Source organism: Methyloversatilis sp. NSM2 (genome assembly GCF_038066675.1).
Classification (GTDB): Bacteria; Pseudomonadota; Gammaproteobacteria; order Burkholderiales; family Rhodocyclaceae; genus Methyloversatilis; species Methyloversatilis discipulorum_A.
Genome location: NZ_JBBUKV010000004.1, coordinates 608,786 through 625,368 on the forward strand (window position 1 = coordinate 608,786; position 16,583 = coordinate 625,368).

The window sequence follows — 16,583 nt, forward strand, 5'->3', positions numbered from 1 at the left end:
CCAACCTTCTCCGTGGTCTGTGCGCACGCACTCTAGCCGCTGCCCCATGCCGCCGCAATCCCGCCCTGAACCCGATCTGCATGGCACCGCGACACCCGGCACGGACGCTGGCTCACACCACCCCGGGCTCATCGTCGCGGTTTTCGTCGTCGCCTCATGCGGACTGGCCTATGAACTGATTGCCGGTGCGCTGGCCAGCTATCTGCTGGGCGAATCGGTGCTGCGTTTCTCGACCATCATCGGCGCCTACCTGTTCGCCATGGGCATCGGCTCCCACCTGTCGAAGTATGTGGACGAAAAGGTCGTGCTGGCCCGCTTCATCGACATCGAACTGATGGTGGGCCTGCTCGGCGGCCTGTCGGCCTGCGCGCTGTTCCTGATCTATGCCTGGGCCGGCAGCCCCTTCCGCGTGTCGCTTTACGCCATCGTGCTGCTGATCGGCGTGCTGGTGGGCATGGAAATCCCTCTGGTGATGCGCCTGCTGCACCAGCGCAAGCAGGCTTTCGAGGCACTGGTGAGCAAGGTGCTCACCTTCGATTATCTCGGTGCGCTGGCGGTGTCACTGCTGTTCCCGCTGGTGTTCGCACCGCTGCTCGGACTGGCGCGCACGGCGGTGGTATTCGGCCTGCTCAACGCCGGCATCGGGCTGTGGGTGACCCACCGCTACCGCGCCGAACTGCCACAGGCGCGCGCACTGATGCTGCGCGGCTGGCTGGTGCTGGCGGTGCTGCTTGGCGCACTGGCCTGGGCGCAGAAGCTGACCGATGCGGCCGAGGCCGGCCTCTACGGCGACGTCATCGTTCATCAGGAAACCACGCCCTTCCAGCGCATCGTGCTCACCCGCTGGCAGGACGACACCCGGCTCTACCTGAACGGCAACCTGCAGTTCTCCACCCGCGACGAGCACCGCTACCACGAAGCGCTGGTGCACCCGGCACTGGCCGCGCTGCCACACGCGAAGCGCGTGCTGGTGCTGGGCGGCGGCGACGGTCTGGCGGTGCGCGAAGTGCTGAAGTACCCACAGGTCGAGCAGGTGATGCTGGTCGAACTCGACCCGGCGATGACCCGCCTGTTCCGCGACACCGACGATCTGGCCGCGCTGAATGCCTACGCACTGCGCGACGCGCGCGTGAGCACCGTCAACGCCGACGCCGCACAGTGGCTGGAGACCGCGCCCGGTCCCGGCTGGGACCTCATCGTCGCCGACTTCCCTGACCCGTCGCACTACGCGCTGGGCAAGCTGTACGCGGTACCGATCTACCGCCTGATGACGCGCCATCTGGCACCCGGCGGACTGATCGTCGTGCAGTCCACCTCGCCCTGGTACGCGCCGCGCGCCTACTGGTGCGTGGACGCCACCTTGCGCGAGGCCGGCCTGCACACCGCGCCCTATCACGCCAGCGTGCCCAGCTTCGGCGACTGGGGCTTCATCATCGCCGGCCGCGACGCAGGCTACCGGCCACCGCTCGCCCTGCCGGCCGGACTGCGCCATCTCGACGCACCCACGCTGGCGCAAATGTTCGACTTCCCGCCCGACATGCGCGCGCCGGCGGTCGAGCCGAACCGGCTGAACACGCAGATGCTGGTGCATTACTTCGAAGAAGACTGGTCGCGGCAGATGCGATGAAGCGACGCAGCTTCCTGACCGCGGCTGCCAGTCTGCCGCTGTTCGCCGCCTGCGGCGATGTGCGCACGCCGCCCGCGATCAGCGTGCTGCGGCCGGGCATGCGCGAGGGCCACGCTCTGCGCGACACGGCCGCGCTGCCAACGCCATCCGGCGAACTGCGCTGCGCGGTCGCCATTCTCGGTTCCGGCGTTGCCGGGCTGACCGCCGCCTGGCGACTGGCGCGCGAAGGGCAGCGCGACGTGGTGCTGGTCGACGGTCCGGAGCCCGACGGCAATGCGGCCGCGGGCGCGCTCGGCGGCATCGCCTGCCCGCGCGGTGCGCACTACCTGCCGCTGCCCGGCCGCGAGGCGACTCACGTGCGCGACATGCTGGCCGATCTCGGCGTGCTGTGCGGCGCCCCGGGCGCCGCCGCGCCCGAGTACGACGAACAGGCTCTGGTCCATCCGGCCGCCGAACGCACGTTCGCGGGCGGCCTCTGGCACGAAGGCCTGCTGCCGCGCTCGACGGCGGACGACGTCGCCGCAGCCGACCGCTTCGAGGCGGCGATGCGCGACTGGGCTGCGCGCCGCGGCGCCGACGGCCTGTTCGCCTTCACCGTGCCGCTGGCCGCCTGTTCGCGAGACGTCGCACTGCGTGCGCTCGACCGCGTCAGCTTCGCATCCTGGCTCGACGCGCAGTCGCATCGCCACCCGGCGCTGCGCCGCTACATCGACTACGCGATGCGCGACGACTACGGTGCGCCGGCCGGCGCGATCTCGGCCTGGGCCGGCCTGCACTACTTCTGCAGCCGGCGCGGCGAAGCCCGCAACGCGGAAGCCGGCACGGTACTGACGTGGCCGCAAGGCTTGTCGGCATTGACCGCCGGCCTGCGCGCGCGACTCGGCAACACGCGGACTGTGGCCGGACACGCCGTCCAGCTGCGCGGCGGTCGCAGCGCGGTGAACATCACGGTACTCGCGCCTGACGGACGCAGCGTGCTGTTGCAGGCCGGGCACGCGATCTGCGCGATGCCGCTGCACGTCGCCCACCGGATCGACCCCGAACTGACCGCCAGCCTGCCACGCGAAGCGCTGCCGCCAACCGCGCCCTGGCTGGTCGCCAACGTGCTGCTCGATGGCTTTCCACACGAGCGACCTGGCGTCGACCTGGCCTGGGACAACGTAGTGCACGAAGGTCGCGGCCTCGGTTACGTGGTCGCTACCCACCAGCTCACCCGTGTCGCTCGGCCACCGGCAACCGTATTCACTGCTTACCAGTCGGGCTGGACAGACGCGGCCGAGGCACGCCGCTGGCTGGCTTCGGCTGACGGCGCGGCACTGCTGGACCTCGCTCTCGCCGACCTCGACCTCGCCTACGACGCCCGCTGGCGTCGGCGCATCCGGGCGGTCGAACTGGTGCTGCGCGCGCACGCGATGGCGATACCGCAACCGGGCTTCATCGACGCGCCGGCGCGCGCGCTGCGTGACCGCGGCGGGCGCGTGCTGCACGCCCACGCGGATGTCAGCGGTCTGTCGCTGTTCGAAGAGGCGGCGTGGTGGGGAGATCAGGCCGCACGGACGCTGCTCGGCCGCCACTGAGGCGCTCCACCTCGTCGCACGAGACGGCCGGCAGCCAGACATCGATCTGGAGAGAGGTTTCGGCCGCGTCGGTCGCATCCGCCGCGCGGGCCTCCACCCGGCCGCCGTGCAGGCTGACGATTTCGCGGCAGATCGCAAGGCCGGCGCCGGTTCCACCGCCTGGCGGACGCTGCGTCGCGGCAGGACCGAACGGATCGAACAGGCTGTCCAGCTCCGCTTCCGTCATGCGCAGTCCCTTGCTGCGCACACTGACCGTGACGCCGCTGTGTCCGTCACGCGACGTGGGCGACAGGAGCACGCCGACCGGGCTGCCCGCCGACGAGCGGCGGATCGCGTGTTCGAGCAAGGTACGCAGAGCCTGCTGCAGCCGCACCGGGTCGGCGTCGATCATCATGCCGTCGCCGCCGACGTGCGGCGTCACGTTGATCTGCTGTCGGCCGGCACAGGCACGCAAGGCCTCGTCAAGCAGCTCGCGCGGCGCGAACAGGCTGCGCTGAAGGCACAGCGTGCCGGCACCCAGGCGCGACAGGTCGAGCAGTTCGTCGACCTGAGCCAGCAGTCGCTCGCCGTTTTCGCGGATCACTCCGAAGCGGTGGCGAGTGACGTCGCACAACGGAGGGCGGTCGCGCAGCGCGATGCGGGCGAAGCCCAGAATGGCGTGTATCGGCGTGCGCAGTTCGTGCGACACGCCGGCGAGGAAGGCGCTCTTCGCACCATTTGCCAGTTCGGCCGTGCGCTGCGCGGCAGCGCTGTCCTTAAGCTGCATCTCGACCAGCTCGGTCAGCCGGTCGCGGTGGCGCATCAGTTCGGCTTCGGCATGCTGACGCGCCCGTTCGCGCAAACCGGCTTCGAGAATGAGCCCGAAGGTGCTCGCCGCGCCCTGCACGCTGGCCAGACGGTCGTCGTCGATCCGACCATCGCTCGCCGCCAGACCGATCAGGCCGGTCAGCAGTTCGCCACGGGTTACGGCGATGCAGAGCAGCCCGCGCCCGGCAGCCGAGTCGGCACCGGCGGCGACGATGCTGCCGGACACGCAGCTGCGGCCACCCGCCTTCAGCACGCCTTCGATCAGGTCGGCGCGCTCGCTGAGCCAGTCGGTCTCGCGGCAGGCCAGCAGGCCGATGTGCGCCGTGCCGTTCGCGTCGCGGGCGATTTCGCCGAGAAAGCCGTCGTCGCAGCCGGACAGCTCGCACAGGATGTCGAGCATGCCGGCGAACACCGCGTCCGCCGGCTCGCCGGCGATGAAGCGCGCCTGCAGCCTGCCAAGCATCGCGAACTGGTCGCGGCTGCGCGCCAGTGCAGCTTCGACGCGCTTGCGCTCGCTGATGTCGCGCGCGTAACCGACCGTGCCCAGCAAGCCGCCGTCCTCGTCCAGCACTGGCGCCGTCCATGCCTCGAACCACTGGCGTCGATCGCCGCTGTCGATGATGGACTCCGAATACTTCTGTGTCCGGCGCTGCAGCACCTCCATGTCCTCCACGCGATAGGCGGTCGCCTGCTCAGTCGGCCACAGATCGTCGTCGTCGAGGCCGCGCGCATCGTCCGGGTGGGTCAGCCCGCCAGCCTCGGCCAGCGGCCGGTTGACGGCGAGGAAGCGCAGATCGCGGTCCTTCAGCCACACCATGAAGGGGAAATTGTCGAGCAGCGCCCGCTGGTAGCGCATCGCGCGTCGCAACTCGCCCTGCATCCGGTACGGCTCGCTCATGTCCTGGACGATGCCGGCCAGACGAGGCGCGTCGCCCTCCTGTCCCGACTCCAGACGGCCCTCGAACAGTACGCGGCGCACTTCGCCCCGGCCGTCGGTCAGACAGACCTCGGTCCGGTGACGCGCGCCCGCCAAGGCGGCGCGCCAGGCCCGCTCAAGCTGCCCCCTGTCCTCGACGGCAACATGGCCGAGCAGATCGTCGAAGCCGCGCACGCGGGTCGCGTCCAGCCCAAGAATGGCGAGCGCCCGTGGCGACCAGTCGAAAGCCCCTGCCTCGTGTTCCCAGGTGCCGGTGCGCCCAAGCGTCTGCGCGCGTTCGAGCACGCCGTGCAGGTGATCGAGTTCGCGCCGTGTGGCGTCCAGCCTCGTCCCGGCCGCCCATAGCGCGACGCAGGCGATCAGGGTCGGCACCAGCGTCAGCGCGACGCCGGACCCCGCCGAGCGCGCTTGTACCGCGGCGCCGAAAAGATGCGACAAATCGGCCGCCAGCAGTCCGGCTGTCAGTGCGAGCAGCAGGTAGGCCAGCCAGTGGCGGGCGATATGGCGACCGACATGGAACAGCGAGTTCATCGGCACGGTAAGGTCAGCGGGGTTCGGGCGACCTGTATTGAACGGCCGCCGACCGGCGAATCTTGAGCCTTGGCCGGAACGGCAGGACGATGTGAAAGGCATCACGGACTGCAGCCGGGTCCGGCGCATGAAATCGCCATGCACGATGCGCGCCGAAGCGCCAGCGCGCTAGACTGCCCATCAGCATCAGGACATGCAGGAGGCGCATTTGCCGTCCGCCGACACCCCGCAGCCCAAACAGATCCCGAACGACAGACGCGTCCGCCACCGCATGGATGCGAATGCGCGCAGCCTGTCGCCGGGTAATCGCCTGTTCCTGCTGTGGCCGTTGATCGCCATCGTGCTGTTGCTGCTGGCGCTGGCCGCGCTGAGCATGGAAATCATGTCCGGCGCCCGCGCCTATGTCAGCGGCGAGAGCCTGTGGAGCAAGGGGCAGAAGGCGGCGGTGATGCACCTGCTCGATTACGTCGCCTCGGGCGACCAGGCCGACTACGCCGACTACCGCCGCAACATCGGCGTCACGCTCGGTGACCGCCGGGCACGCGAAGCGCTCGACCGACCGGACCCTGACCGCGCCGCCGCAGCCGAAGGCTTCCTCGATGGCGGCAACGACGCGGGCGACGTGCCCAGCCTGATCCGCCTGTTCGTCTGGTTCCGCTGGGCGCCACCGATGCGCGAGGCAATCGATCTGTGGACCGAAGGCGACCGGCTGATCGGCGAGATCGACACCGTGGCGCGCGTGGCCCACGGCCAGATCAGCGGCGGCGGCCTGACGGCCGACGAGCGCACGGTGCTGACGATGCGCGTGCGCCAGCTCGATGACGATCTGGAGTCAGTGGCCGTCCGCTTCTCATGGACGCTCGGCGACATTTCGCGCCGCATACACCGCGGCCTGAATGTTGCCATGCTGGTGGCCAGCAGCCTGTCGCTGGTCGTCGGCGTGATGCTGACGCGTCGCATGCTGCGTGAGTCGCAGCAGGTCGAACTCGATCTGCGAACGAGCGAAGCCAGCCTGCGCGAGGCTCAGCGCCTCGCTGAAGTGGGCAGCTGGTCGCACCGCGTCGATCGTGGGCAGACCGAGTGGTCGGACCAGGCGCGGCGCATGCTGGGAGGCGAGGACGGCGGCTGGATGCCCGCGTGGGGCGACTATCTTGACCGCATCGCCGATGCCGATCGCGGTCGCATCGAAGCGGCATGGAAGGCGGCGCGCAGCGAGGGCCGGCCGTATGAGGCCGAGTACCGCATCCAGGTCCCGGGCCGCGGTCAGCGCTGGATACATGAGCGCGGCAATCCGGTCAGCGACGCCAGCGGCGAGGTGGTCATCATCGACGGCACGGTGATGGACGTATCCAAACGCCGCGACGCGGAAGAGCGCGTCCGCCAGCTCGCCCATTACGACGAGCTGACCGGCCTGCCCAACCGCACCCTGTTCCAGATCGAACTGCAGCGCGCGCTGGTCGCCGCACACGCGCTGGACACTCGGCTCGCCCTGATGTTCATCGACCTCGACCGCTTCAAGATCATCAACGACACGCTGGGGCACGACGCCGGCGATCTGGTGCTGGTCGAGGTGGCGCAGCGCCTGCGCGCCTCGCTGCGCGACACCGACATCGTCGCCCGCCTCGGCGGCGACGAGTTCGTCGTGCTGATCGAAGGCATCGAAGCCAACAGCGAGGCCGCCGCCGTTGCGCAGAAGGTGCTCGAACAGATCGGTCGTCCGATCGCCATCGACGAGCGCGACTACTCAGTGACCGCCAGCGTCGGCATCAGTCAGTACCCGAGCGACGGTCAGGACGTGCAGACCCTGCGCAAGAACGCCGATCTCGCGATGTATCGCGCCAAGGAAAAGGGTAAGAACCAGTACGAGTTCTACTCCGTATACATGAGCCGGCGCTCGTCGCAGCAGCTGGCGCTGGAGGCGGATCTGCGCCAGGCACTGGAACGCGGCGAACTGGTCGTGCATTACCAGCCGCGGGTGCGCGTGGCAGGCGGCGCGGCACGTATCGTCGGCTGCGAGGCGCTGCTGCGCTGGCAGCACCCGCAGCGCGGCCTGCTGCCGCCCGGCCAGTTCGTAGGCATTGCGGAGGAAACCGGCCTCATCGTGCAGATCGGCCTGTGGGTGCTCGAAACCGCCTGCCGCCAGAACGCCGCGTGGCGTCAGGCCGGGCTGCCGCCGATCAGCGTGTCGGTCAATGTATCGGCCCGTCAGCTGGCCGATCGCGGCTTTGCCGACCAGGTCGGCCGTGTGCTCGAACACAGCGGCATGGCCGCTGACGCGCTGGAACTGGAAATCACCGAAAGCCTGCTGATGGATCACCCCGAGCGTTCGGTCAAGCTGCTGCACGCACTCAACGCGCTTGGCGTGCGCATTGCCATCGACGATTTCGGCACCGGCCACTCGTCGCTCGCCTACCTGAAGCGCTTTCCGATCGACTGCATCAAGATTGACCGTGCCTTCGTTGCCGATCTGCCCGACGAAGCGGACGCCTGCTCGATCGCCCGCGCCATCGTCGCGCTGGCACACAGTCTGCAGCGGTCAGTGGTGGCGGAGGGCGTCGAAACCACGGCACAGCGCGACTTCCTGCTGCAGCAGGGCTGTGACGAATTCCAGGGCTTCCTGTTCAGCGCGGCGGTGGACGCCGACACCTTCGTTACGTTGCACAAGACCGCGGCCGAGCCGGCAAACGCCTGATCGCCCGGGACTGCAGGTTGCAGTGCGGTAGAATCCGCGCCGGAAGTCCGCCGGGCAACCGCGGCGCGCAAGCGCGGAGGAAAGTCCGGGCCCCGCAGAGCAGGATGCCGGCTAACGGCCGGGCGCAGCAAGCCGCGTGAAAGCGCGGCCCAAGGCGACGGAAAGTGGAACAGAAAACATACCGCCGATGGCCGCAAGGCACAGGCAAGGTTGAAATGGTGCGCCTTCGGGCGGGCGGCAACGCCGGGTAAGAGCCCACCGCGTGTGCGGCAACGTGCACGGCATGCAAAACCCCATCCGGGGCAAGGCCAAATAGGGAAGCCATGACGCGGCTCGCGTCGCTTCCGGGTAGGCTGCTCGAGCGGCGTGGTAACACGTCGCCCAGATGAATGGTTGCCGGTGCGTTCGCGCACAACAGAACCCGGCTTACAGGCGGACTTCCACTCCTGCCGGGTCCGTCCCCGCATTTCCCCCACTCGGTTGCACACCCGCCCCACTTTCGTCCACTTCGCCCCACGAAGCGGCATGGCGCGGGCATTTGCTCACACCGCACATTCACTTCATTTTCTATCCCATTAAAAACAAAGGGTTTTTATTTCGCAACTTTGTGGAATATTACCGCTAAGTCCTTGTTGCAGAAATAGATTTGGCGCATTCCAGCTATTGACCACCCGCAGCTTGATGGCTAAAGTGGAGCAATATTGGATAAGAAGTGGAGTGATTGTGGGAAAGACGACTCTGACCGCCACTCCAGCCCGTCGCTGCTGACGGGCTTACACGGGCACGCGCATGTTCTACGGGACGACCCGCCTCACCATGGATGACAAGCACCGCATCGTCATCCCCGCTCGTCCGCGCAAGAAGCTGATGGACATGTGCGAGGGCGAGGTGGTGATGACGGCGCGCACCCGCGAGCACATCCTTCTCTATCCGCTACCCGAATTCGAGGCCCTGCTCGCCCGCCTCGACCAGCTGCCCGACCTCGATCAGGCCAGCAACGACTTCAAGCTCAGCTTCACCGCCAATGCGCGCGACGAGTCCATCGATCGCGCCGGCCGCCTGCTGCTCGGCGCCGACCTGCGCGAACGCGCCGGCCTGACCAAGGGCGTGATGCTGGTCGGCCGCGGCAACCGCTTCGAACTGTGGGATGAAGGCCGCTGGAACGCCGAGGCGGCTGCGCGCGACGCCCGCGAAGGCGCAGTGCCCCTGCCGTCTGAAGTCATCAGTTCCTTCAGGCTCTGAGAATGTTGCCCCCACGCTCACTTCGTTCGCTGCCCCCCGAGGGGGCTGCGCTCGCCCTTGGGACGGCCCGGCGGGCGGCGGTCGTGCCCCCACGCTCACTCCGTTCGCTGCCCTCCGAGGGGTCGGCGCTTCCTTCCTCGCAGAAGTTCGGGCGGGGTTGAGATGGAACATATCCCCGTACTGCTCGCCGAGGCGCTCGACGCACTGGCGGTGCGTCCCGATGGCGTCTACGTCGATGGCACTTTCGGTCGCGGCGGGCACAGCCGCGCGCTGCTCGCGCGCCTGGGTCCGGGTGGCCGGCTGATCGCGCTCGATCGCGATCCGTCGGCCATCGCCGCCGGTCAGGCCATTACCGACCCGCGCTTCACGCTGGTGCACGCGCGCTTCGCGGAAATGGGTGCAGTACTCGAACAACTGGGCGTGCACGGCGTGGATGGCGTGCTGCTCGACATCGGCGTGTCGTCACCGCAGCTCGACGAAGCGGCGCGCGGCATGAGTTTCAGGCAGGACGCACCGCTGGACATGCGCATGGACACCAGCCGGGGCGAAACAGTGGCGCAGTGGCTCGCCCGCGCCGACGAAGCAGACATCAGGGAGGTCATCAGGGACTATGGCGAAGAACGGTTTGCTTCAGCGATTGCAAAGGCGATTGTTGCTGCTCGGAGCGAGCGGCCTGTCGACACCACATACCAGCTTGCCCAGATCGTGGCGGCCGCTGTCCGCACGCGCGAGGCGGGCCAGCATCCGGCGACGCGCAGCTTTCAAGCTCTACGGATTTTCATCAATCAGGAGCTTGAAGAGCTTTCGCTAGTGCTGCCGCAGGCGCTGGCCGCGCTCAGACCGGGCGGCCGGCTGGCGGTGATTTCCTTCCACTCGCTGGAAGACCGCATCGTCAAGCGCTACATGGCCGACCAGGCCTCGCCGCCGCAGCCGCCCCGCAACCTGCCGCTGCGCGCCGACCAGCTGCCGAAGCCGACGATGAAACTGATCGGCCGCTTCCGCGCCGGCAACGACGAAGTCGCGCGCAATCCGCGCGCGCGCAGCGCCACGCTGCGCGTGGCCGAGAAGGTGGCCTGACGTGCTGCGCCTGAACTTCGTACTGATCGCCACGCTGGTCATCAGCGCCATCGCGCTGGTGTCGTCACAGCACCGCTCGCGCGCGCTGCACACCGAACTCGAGCGCGAGCTCACCCGCATGCGGGTGCTCGAAACCGAGTGGGGCCAGCTGCAGATCGAACAGGGCTCGCTGGCGGCGCACGCGCGCATCGCCGGTCTGGCCGAATCCAAGCTCAAGATGCGCGCGCCCGAACGCGATCGCGTCATCGTCATCGACCCATCCGAGGCCGGACAATGAAGTTCGCCCACAACCCGCTGCTCGCCGAACTGCTGCCCGCCTGGCGCGCCCGCCTGATGCTGGTGGTCATGATGGCGCTGTTCGGCGGTCTGGTTGCCCGCGCCTTCTGGCTGCAGGTGGTCAACGACGAGTTCTATCAGCGCAAGGGCGAGGAACGCTTCTCGCGCGTACTGCCTACACCGGCTTCGCGCGGCCGCGTGCTCGACCGCAACGAGCAGGTGCTGGCAATGAGCACCCAGGTGTCGGCCATCGTCGCCGAATCGCGCCCGACGCGTACCGATGCCAAGGCCAACCCGCGCGACATCGGCGCCGAGAAGCTCACGCCGGCGCAGATCCGCCAGCTGGCGGATCTGCTCGGCATGGATCACCGCGAGGTCGCGCGCAAGATTCCGGAAAACCGGGGGCGCAGCTACCTGAAGCGGCAGGTGCCGCCGGACGTCGCGAAACAGGTGCTGGCACTGAAGCTGCCGGGCATCCGCTCGGAACCCGAATACCGCCGCTACTACCCGCACGGCGAGGTCAGCGCGCACGTGGTCGGCTTCACCGGCATGGACGACAACGGTCTCGAAGGCATCGAACTGGCGATGAACCGTCCGCTCACCGGCAAGGTCGGTTCGCGACGCGTGATCACCGACGCCCGCCGCAACGTGGTCGAGGACGTCGAAGTGCTGGCGCCGCCGCGCGACGGCGGCGACGTGCGGTTGGCCATCGATACCCGTCTGCAGTTCCTGGTGCACAGCCGGCTCAAGCAGGCGGTCAGCGAACACAAGGCACGCGCGGGCAGCGCGGTGGTGGTCGATTCGCGCACCGGCGAGGTGCTGGCGCTGGCCAACTGGCCGACCTACAACCCGAATAACCGCGAGCAGCTGTCCGGCCCGCCGCTGCGCAACCGCGCCTTCACCGACACCTACGAACCGGGTTCGACGATCAAGCCCTTCATCGCCGCGATGGCGCTGGAAAGCGGCCGCTACACCTTCGACACGCCAGTCGATTGCGCCGGCAAGCTCACGTTCGGCCGTCACTCGATCGGCGACGCACACCCGCACGGCACGCTCAGTCTGGCCGAGGTGATCCAGAAGTCGTCGAACATCGGCGTGGCCAAGATCGCCGGCACCTTCAAACCGTCCGAGATGTGGCAGACCTACGATCAGCTCGGCTTCGGCTCGCCGCTGCGCCTCGGTTTCCCCGGCGAAGCCGGTGGCCGCCTGCGCCCGGCAAGCAGCTGGAAGCCGGTCGAGCAGGCCACGATGTCGTACGGCCACGGCATGTCGGTCACGCTGATGCAGATGGCGCGCTCCTATCTCGTATTCGCCCGCGACGGCGACCTGATCCCGCTGTCGCTGACCCGCGTCGACACGCCGCCGATCAACGGCCTGCAGGTGTTCTCGGCACAGACCGCGCGCGAAGTGCGGCGCATGCTCGAAATGGCCGCCGGCGCCGGCGGCACGGCGCCGAAGGCACAGATTCCGGGCTATCGCGTCGCTGGCAAGACCGGTACCGCACACAAGCTCGAAGGCGGCAGCTACGCAAACAAGTACATCGCGTCCTTCGTCGGCTTCGCGCCGGTGTCCGACCCGCGCTACATCGTTGCGGTGATGATCGACGAACCGTCCAACGGCATGCACTACGGCGGTCAGGTCGCCGCCCCGGTGTTCTCCGACATCATGAACGCAACGCTGCGCGCGACCGGCGTACCGCCGGACGCGCCGGTGCCCGTGCTGCAGATGGCGCGCAACAGCGCCACCGGCAAGGAGGGCTGGTGAGCACCGTCAGCGCTTCCGCCATCATCGCCCGCGTGCGCGACACGCTGTCGCGCCGCGGCGTCGTGCCGCGCGCGCTGCGCGCCGATTCGCGTCAGGTGCAGGCGGGCGACCTCTTCTTCGCCCTGCCCGGCCAACGCACCGACGGCCGTCGCTTCATCGACGCCGCCATCGAGCGCGGTGCCTGCGCGGTGCTGTGCGAAGCGGGCGGTGCGCCGACAGCCGCCGCAGTGCCGGTGATAGAGGTCGATTCGCTGCGCAGTCACGCCGGCGCGCTCGCCGACGATCTGCTCGACCGCCCCTCCTCCGCGCTTCACGTGATCGGCGTCACCGGCACCAACGGCAAGACCTCGGTCAGCCAGTGGGTCGCCCAGGCCATGGATCTGCTCGGCACCCGCTGCGGCGTCATCGGCACGCTGGGCAGCGGTCTGCCCGGCCAGCTGTCGGAATCGGTCAACACCACGCCGGACGTGGTCAGCGTGCATCAGACCCTGGCCGACCTGCGTGCCGCGGGCGCCAGCGCATGCGCGATGGAAGTGTCGTCGATCGGCCTCGACCAGGGACGCATCGACGGCGTCCGGATCCACACCGCGGTGTTCACCAACCTGACCCGCGACCACCTCGACTATCACCCGGACATGCAGCATTACGCGGCCGCGAAGGCCACCCTGTTTTCCCACCCCGGCCTGTGTGCCGGGGTGATCAATACCGACGACGCTTTCGGCCGCTCGCTGGCCGGCGAAGTCGCCGCGCGGCTGCCGGTCACCGGCTGCGCGCTCGACGCCGAGCTTCCGCCCGGCGTGCGCGGACTGCGCGCCCACAACGCCGATCTGGCGCACGGCCTGCGCTTCGACATCGAGCGCGGCAACGAGCGGGCGCATGTCGACGCCGCCCTGGTCGGTCGCTTCAACATCCAGAATCTGCTCGCCGTCACCGGCAGCCTGCTGCATGCCGGCGTATCGCTGGCCGATGCCGCACGCGTCGCCGGGCAGCTGCTGCCGCCGCCCGGCCGCATGCAGCGGCTCGGCGGCCATGGCGAGCCGCTGGTCGTGGTCGACTACGCACACACGCCGGACGCACTGGAGCAGGCTCTGCGCGCGCTGCAGCCGGTGGCCGAAGCACGGCGCGGCAGACTGCTGTGCGTGTTCGGCTGCGGCGGCGACCGCGATCCAGGCAAGCGGCCGCTGATGGGCGCCGTCGCCTACGAACACGCTGCCCGCACCTGGATCACCTCGGACAATCCGCGCAGCGAAAACCCGGACGCCATCCTCGACGACATCGCTGCCGGGCTGCCGGCCTGTGCCGACGTGCTGCGCGAGGTCGATCGCGCGCTCGCGATACGCGCCGCCATCAGCACCGCCGACGCACGCGACGTCGTGCTGATCGCCGGCAAGGGACACGAGCACTATCAGGAACGCATGGGCGTGCGCACGCCCTGGTCCGACGCCGACCAGGCCGCTGCCGCCCTCGCCGCCCGCGGAGGCGTGCAATGAACGCGCTGTGGAAGGCCTCCGACGTCGCTGCCGCCTGCGGCGGCACGCTGAGCGGGCCCAACGTCGACATCGCCGGTTTCTCGACCGACAGCCGCGCGGTGAAGGCCGGTGACCTGTTCGTCGCGCTGCGCGGCGAACGCTTCGACGCGCATGACTTCATCGCCGACGTGCAGACAGCCGGTGCCGCCGCCGCGGTGATCGCCGCCGACTGCGCGCACACCACGGGCACGCTGATCCGTGTCGCCGATACCCGCACCGCACTGGGCGACATCGCCCGCGCCTGGCGCAACCGCTTCACGCTGCCGCTGATCGGCGTTACCGGCAGCAACGGCAAGACGACGGTGAAGGAAATGATCGCCGCCATCCTGCGTGCGCACGCGGTCAGCGTGGGCTGGAATCCGGATGTCGCGGTACTGGCCACGCGCGGCAATCTGAACAACGACATCGGCGTGCCGCTGATGCTGTTCGGCCTGCGCGCGACGCACCGCATGGCGGTGATCGAGATGGGCATGAACCATCCCGGCGAGATCGCGTGGCTGGCAGGCATGGCGAGGCCGACCGTCGCGCTGGTGAACAACGCACAGCGCGAACACCTCGAATTCATGAACAGCGTGGCCGAAGTCGCACGCGAGAACGGCGACGTGTTCGATGCACTCGGTGCGGACGGCATCGCCGTGGTCAATGCCGACGACGATTTCGCCGGCTACTGGTGCGGCCGCAACGCGGCACGGCGCGTGCTGCGCTTTGGTCTCGACCACGCCGCCGAAGTGTTCGCCACCGCCACGCCGGAAGGCCTGGGCTACCGTCTCGACCTGCGCGGCGCCTTCGGCACCGCCCGCATCGTGCTGCGCGTGCCCGGCCTGCACAACGCACGCAACGCGCTGTGCGCCGCAACTGCCGCGCTGGCTGCGGGTGCCGACATGGCCGCCGTGGTGTGGGCGCTGAACCGCTTCGAAGGCGTCAAGGGCCGCCAGCAGGTACGCGTCGGACTGGCCGGCAGCACGGTGATCGACGACAGTTACAACGCCAACCCCGATTCCGTGCGCGCCGCCATCGACGTACTCGCCTCCGCATCAGGCCGGCGCATCCTGGTGCTCGGCGACATGGGCGAGGTCGGAGACCAGGGCCCCGAATTCCACCGCGAAGCAGGCGCCTATGCGCGCGAACGCGGCATCGACGCGCTGCACGCGCTCGGTGAAGCCTCCACGCACGCCGTCGCCGCCTTCGGCACCGGCGCCCTCCACTACGCTGATCACGCCTCGATCGCCGACGCGCTGCGTCCGCAGCTCGACGCCCGCACCACGGTGCTGGTGAAGGGTTCGCGCTTCATGCGCATGGAACGCGTCGCCGAGGCGCTGCTCGCACACACCGGACAGGACAACCATGCTTCTTGAACTTGCCCGCTGGCTGGCGCAGGACATCCGCGCATTCAACGTTTTCAACTACATCACGCTGCGCGCCGTGCTGGCGATGATGAGCTCGCTGGCCATCTGCTGGATGTTCGGCCCGATGCTCATCCGCAAGCTGACCGAGTACAAGATCGGCCAGGCGGTGCGTGACGACGGACCGAAATCGCATCTGATCAAGGCCGGCACGCCGACCATGGGCGGCGCCCTGATCCTGATCGCGCTCGGTGTCACCACGCTGCTGTGGGCCGACCTGTCGAACCGCTACGTCTGGGTGGTGCTGGTCGTCACGCTGGGCTTCGGCGCCGTGGGCTGGGTGGACGACTGGCGCAAGGTGGTGCATCGCAACCCGAAGGGCCTGCCGGCCAAGCCCAAGTTCTTCTGGTCCTCGGTGTTCGCCGCCGGGGCGGCGGTGTACCTCGGTCTGACCGCCCAGGTACCGGCCCAGCTCGAACTGATCGTGCCCTTCTTCAAGACCGTGGCCTACCCGCTCGGCGCCATCGGCTTCATGGTGCTCACCTACTTCGTCATCGTCGGCACCAGCCACGCAGTGAACCTGACCGACGGCCTCGACGGCCTCGCCACGATGCCGGCCGTGATGGTGAGCGGCGCGCTCGCGATCTTCGCCTACGTCGCCGGCAACGCGGTGTTCTCGCGCTATCTGGGCGTGCCCTTCATTCCCGGCGCCGGTGAGCTGGCCATCTTCTGCGGCGCGCTGTGCGGCGCCGGTCTCGGCTTCCTGTGGTTCAACGCCTACCCGGCCGAAGTGTTCATGGGCGACGTCGGCGCGCTGGCGCTGGGCGCCGCGCTCGGCACCGTGGCGGTGATCGTGCGTCAGGAAATCGTGCTCTTCATCATGGGCGGCCTGTTCGTTGCCGAAACGCTGTCGGTGATGATCCAGGTGCTCTACTTCAAGTGGTCCGGCGGCAAGCGCATCTTCCGCATGGCGCCGCTGCACCACCACTACGAACTGGGCGGCTGGAAGGAAACGCAGGTGGTCGTGCGTTTCTGGATCATCACGCTGATGCTGGTTCTGTTCGGCCTCTCCACCCTGAAGCTGCGCTGATGAGCCTTCTCGGAACCCACGTCCTCGTCCTCGGCCTCGGTGAATCCGGCCTGGAAATGACGGCCCCCACGCTCACTTCGTTCGCTGCCCC

The 16,583-nt window shown here is 68.7% G+C and carries 11 protein-coding genes and 1 other RNA gene; 11 read left to right on the forward strand and 1 reads right to left on the reverse strand.

The annotated features are described in order from the left end of the window. Positions 1-46 precede the first annotated feature (46 nt). Both WJU27_RS10550 and WJU27_RS10555 read left to right on the forward strand, forming a co-directional pair. Complete coding sequence (locus WJU27_RS10550) at positions 47-1,627, forward strand: polyamine aminopropyltransferase (RefSeq protein ID WP_341422085.1); 1,581 nt, start codon at positions 47-49, stop codon at positions 1,625-1,627. Continuing rightward, positions 1,624-3,204 (forward strand): NAD(P)-binding protein, encoded by a 1,581-nt coding sequence (locus WJU27_RS10555; protein ID WP_341422086.1) that lies wholly within the window; start codon positions 1,624-1,626, stop codon positions 3,202-3,204. Before WJU27_RS10550 ends, WJU27_RS10555 begins: the two co-directional genes overlap by 4 nt. On the opposite strand, the gene WJU27_RS10560 is transcribed toward WJU27_RS10555, so the two are convergent. After that, a complete protein-coding gene (locus tag WJU27_RS10560; protein WP_341422087.1) occupies positions 3,128-5,479 on the reverse strand; it encodes a PAS domain-containing sensor histidine kinase in 2,352 nt (783 codons plus the stop codon). The genes WJU27_RS10555 and WJU27_RS10560 overlap by 77 nt on opposite strands. 193 nt (positions 5,480-5,672) lie before the next feature. On the opposite strand from WJU27_RS10560, the gene WJU27_RS10565 reads away from it, so the two are divergent. The 9 genes from WJU27_RS10565 to mraY all read left to right on the forward strand — a co-directional run bounded on the left by WJU27_RS10565 (position 5,673) and on the right by mraY (position 16,492). Continuing rightward, a complete protein-coding gene (locus WJU27_RS10565; protein ID WP_341422088.1) occupies positions 5,673-8,171 on the forward strand; it encodes a putative bifunctional diguanylate cyclase/phosphodiesterase in 2,499 nt (832 codons plus the stop codon). 42 nt (positions 8,172-8,213) lie between these two features. Further along, an RNA gene (gene rnpB, locus WJU27_RS10570) (RNase P RNA component class A) lies at positions 8,214-8,616 on the forward strand. Positions 8,617-8,960: 344 nt separating this feature from the next. Then, positions 8,961-9,413 carry a division/cell wall cluster transcriptional repressor MraZ gene (gene mraZ, locus WJU27_RS10575; RefSeq protein ID WP_019919286.1) on the forward strand — a complete coding sequence of 151 codons (453 nt, stop codon included), beginning with the start codon at positions 8,961-8,963 and terminating at the stop codon, positions 9,411-9,413. 162 nt (positions 9,414-9,575) lie between these two features. Then, entirely contained in the window at positions 9,576-10,490 is a 915-nt protein-coding gene (gene rsmH / locus WJU27_RS10580; protein WP_020163729.1) for a 16S rRNA (cytosine(1402)-N(4))-methyltransferase RsmH, read from the forward strand. Between the two features lies 1 nt (position 10,491). Beyond that, complete coding sequence (gene ftsL / locus WJU27_RS10585; RefSeq protein WP_024300597.1) at positions 10,492-10,767, forward strand: cell division protein FtsL; 276 nt, start codon at positions 10,492-10,494, stop codon at positions 10,765-10,767. Then, on the forward strand, positions 10,764-12,530 hold the full coding sequence (locus WJU27_RS10590; RefSeq protein ID WP_020163727.1) for a peptidoglycan D,D-transpeptidase FtsI family protein: 1,767 nt from the start codon (positions 10,764-10,766) through the stop codon (positions 12,528-12,530). Before ftsL ends, WJU27_RS10590 begins: the two co-directional genes overlap by 4 nt. Beyond that, positions 12,527-14,020: a UDP-N-acetylmuramoyl-L-alanyl-D-glutamate--2,6-diaminopimelate ligase gene (locus WJU27_RS10595; RefSeq protein WP_341422089.1), complete on the forward strand. Its 1,494-nt coding sequence runs from the start codon at positions 12,527-12,529 to the stop codon at positions 14,018-14,020. The genes WJU27_RS10590 and WJU27_RS10595 overlap by 4 nt, the downstream gene beginning before the upstream one ends. Next, positions 14,017-15,414, forward strand: a complete 1,398-nt coding sequence (locus tag WJU27_RS10600) for a UDP-N-acetylmuramoyl-tripeptide--D-alanyl-D-alanine ligase (protein WP_341422090.1) — start codon at positions 14,017-14,019, stop codon at positions 15,412-15,414. The genes WJU27_RS10595 and WJU27_RS10600 overlap by 4 nt, the downstream gene beginning before the upstream one ends. Continuing rightward, complete coding sequence (gene mraY / locus WJU27_RS10605) at positions 15,404-16,492, forward strand: phospho-N-acetylmuramoyl-pentapeptide-transferase (protein ID WP_341422091.1); 1,089 nt, start codon at positions 15,404-15,406, stop codon at positions 16,490-16,492. Before WJU27_RS10600 ends, mraY begins: the two co-directional genes overlap by 11 nt. Positions 16,493-16,583: the final 91 nt, after the last annotated feature.